The 1,751-nt window shown below is 72.4% G+C and carries 1 protein-coding gene and 1 pseudogene; both read right to left on the reverse strand.

Features of this window, described 5'->3' with window-relative positions; genetic code table 11:
* Positions 1–1,170 (reverse strand): hydantoinase B/oxoprolinase family protein (locus ACFFNX_RS49160; protein ID WP_378213360.1); only part of this gene is annotated, 1,170 nt, incomplete at its 3' end.
* 2 nt (positions 1,171–1,172) lie between these two features.
* Positions 1,173–1,751 (reverse strand): annotated as a pseudogene (locus ACFFNX_RS49165) (hydantoinase/oxoprolinase family protein); the annotation flags it as partial.

The raw sequence follows: 1,751 nt of genomic DNA on the forward strand, positions 1-1,751 counted from the left end.
CATGGGCTCCAGCACCTGCACGTTCTGGCCGTGCGGACCCTGTTCGGCGACCACGACGGGCACGACGAGACCGCTGCCGGCCGCCGGCAGGACCGACGGCGCCGCCAGGCCGAGGACGCCGCCGAGCGCGTCGTTGACCCGGGACGCCGCCGCGTGCCGGATCCCCACCGCCGCGGGACGCACCGCGTTGACCAGTGAGCCTTCGGGAGCGGTGACGCCGATCGGCCTGATCAGACCGGCGTTGAGCGCGATGCCGGGATCCAGCGTGCAGATGAGCGCCAGGACCCTGGTGGTGATCCACGCGTGGGCCCGGCCCAGACTGGCGATGTTGAACGCCGCCGCGACCTGGGGATCGGTGCCCGTGAAGTCCAGGTGCAGGTCTCCCCCGCTGAGTGTCGCGGTGATCGACAGGCGTACCGGGATGCCGGAGACCGCGTCATCGTCGAGATAGTCGACGAACCGGTAGGTGCCGTCGTCCAGCCGGGCCAGCGCCGCCCGAGCCTTTTCGGCCGTGTAGTCCACCAGGTCCTGATACGCGTCCAGGACGGAGTCCACGCCGTGCTGGCCGATGACACCGGCGAGCCGGTCGCGCCCGGTGCCCAGCGCGGCGCGCATGGCGCGAATGTCACCGAGGTTGGCCTCCGGGGTCCGGCTGTTGGCGGTCAGGAGCGCCTCGACGTCGCGGTTCACCTCACCGGCCCGTACGAGCTTGACCGGCGGGATCTGCAGCCCCTCCTGGAAGATCTCGTCGTTGACCGGCGACAGGCTGCTGGGCACCCGGCCGCCGATGTCGGAGCAGTGGATGAACGCCCAGCCGTAGCCGACGAGCCGCCCGTCGTGGAAGTACGGCTCGATGAGCTGGATGTCCGTCAGGTGCGTGGCCAGCCCGCCCGAGGTGTACGGGTCGTTGGTGATGATCACATCGCCCGGTTCCAGCGGCCCGGCGCGCTCGACGGCGGTCAGCACGTTGAGGCCGACGAACCCGGAGACGCCGATGCCCCGGGGGTAGGCGACGAACCCTCCGTCCAGTCCGGCGATCGCGCAGCAGAAGTCCGCGGTCTCCTTCACGTACAGGGACCTGCTCGTCCGCTGCAGGGTCAGGCACATCTCCTCGGTGACCGCGCCGAGCTTGTTGCCGACGATCTCCAGGGTGACGGGATCGAGTCGCATGGTCAGGGCCTCCGGCGCAGATGCAGGTTGCCGGCCGGGTCGACGTCCGCCGACCAGCCGGGCGGGATGAGCACGGTGGTGTCGTCCTGCTCGACGATCGCGGGTCCGGACAGCGCGTCGGCGGCGCGCAGCTCCGCCCGGTCGAACACCCGGGCGGTGAACCGGCCGCCGGTCAGCAGCACGGACCGGCGGCTCGCCGTTTTCGGCGTCCCTTCGCCCCGGGGCACGGCGGGCGGTGGGATCTCACCGGTCGGCGCCACGATCGCCAGCCGCGCCGTGCCCAGTTCGATCGAGGCCCCCGTGTCGCGGAAGCCGTACAGCCGCTCGTGCCCGGTATGCAGCGCCTCGGCCACGGACTCGGCCTCCAGCGTGGCGCCGTCGAGCGGCACCCGCAGCTCATGCGCCTGGCCCTCGTACCGCAGGTCCGCGGAGAACAGCAGTTCGGGCGGGCCGGTCGCGGCTCCCTGCGCGGCCAGCCAGCGCTTCGCCCGGCCGGCCAGCTCCGCGAGGATTTCACGGAGCCGCGCCGCGCCGTCCTCGTCGAGCCGGCGCCGGATGCTGCGCGCGAAGTCGCGGCGCAG

The sequence above is a fragment of the Actinoallomurus acaciae genome (genome assembly GCF_042429965.1).
Classification (GTDB): domain Bacteria; phylum Actinomycetota; class Actinomycetes; order Streptosporangiales; family Streptosporangiaceae; genus Actinoallomurus; species Actinoallomurus acaciae.